Annotated in this window: 1 protein-coding gene; it reads right to left on the bottom strand. The window is 75.0% G+C overall.

Annotated features, from left to right (window positions below; genetic code table 11):
• Positions 1–841, bottom strand: an 841-nt coding sequence (locus H5J30_RS34745) for a CaiB/BaiF CoA transferase family protein (RefSeq protein ID WP_181791787.1), incomplete at its 3' end; no start/stop codon positions are given.
• Between the last annotated feature and the right edge of the window lie 300 nt (positions 842–1,141).

The raw sequence follows: 1,141 nt of genomic DNA, 5'->3' as shown, positions 1-1,141 counted from the left end.
GCCGCTCGCGCAGCTCCGCCCAGGCGGCGGGGTCGGCCCGGTCGGGCAGGGTGCCGGAGACGCCGAGGAGGCGGACGAACTCCTCGTAGAACGCGGGCTCCAGCGCGCCGACGGCCATGTACTGCCCGTCGGCGGTCTCGTAGACGCCGTAGAACGGCGCGCCGCCGTCGAGGAGGTTGGCGCCGCGGCGGTCGTGCCAGGCGCCGGCGGCGGCCATGGCGTGGATCATCGACGTCAGGTGCGCGGTGCCGTCCACGATGGCCGCGTCGACGACCTGCCCCTCGCCGGTGGTGCGCGCGTGCTGCAGTGCGGACAGCACGCCGACGACGAGGTAGAGCGAGCCGCCGGCGTAGTCGCCGAGGAGGTTGGCGGGGACGGCGGGCGGGCCGTCGGCGGGGCCGATCATGCCGAGCGCGCCGGTGACGGCGACGTAGCCGATGTCGTGTCCCGCGGTCGCGGCCAGCGGGCCGTCCTGGCCCCAGCCGGTCATCCGCCCGTACACCAGGCGGGGGTTGCGGGCGTGGCAGTCACCGGGGCCGACGCCGAGGCGCTCCGCGACGCCGGGGCGGAAGCCCTCGACGAGGATGTCGGCCCGTTCCGCGAGGGCCAGCGCCGCGGCGGCGCCGGCCGCGGACTTGAGGTCGAGGACGACGGAGCGCTTGTTGCGGTTGGTGAGGTCGTGGGCGGGGTCGATGCCGAGTCCGGGGCCGCCGGGCCGGTCGACCCGTACGACGTCCGCGCCGAGGTCGGCGAGGAGCATGGCGGCGAACGGGCCGGGGCCGATGCCGGCCAGCTCGACCACGCGTACGCCGTGCAACGGGCCGTGCCCCGTGCTCCCCATCAAGCCCCCAGCAGTGTGACACCAACTGTGTAACACCAGAGATGATAAGAACACGTTTCAGTGGGCACAAGTGCGGGGACCACCCGCGCGGGTCGGACACCGCCGCGGGGGCGCGCGAGCGGAATCCGCCGTCCGCCGCGTCGACTGGACGGCGCCGATGAACCACCCTGTACCCCATGGCAGACGAGTCCCGACCGCACGACCTCATCCTCTTCGGTGCCACGGGCTTCACCGGCGGGCTCACCGCCGAGTACCTGGCCCGCTACGCGCCGCCCGGCTGCCGCTGGGCGCTGGCCGGGC

The organism is Streptomyces phytophilus (assembly GCF_013870535.1).
Lineage (GTDB): Bacteria > Actinomycetota > Actinomycetes > Streptomycetales > Streptomycetaceae > Streptomyces > Streptomyces phytophilus.
This window is presented reverse-complemented; position numbering and strand designations above follow the sequence as displayed.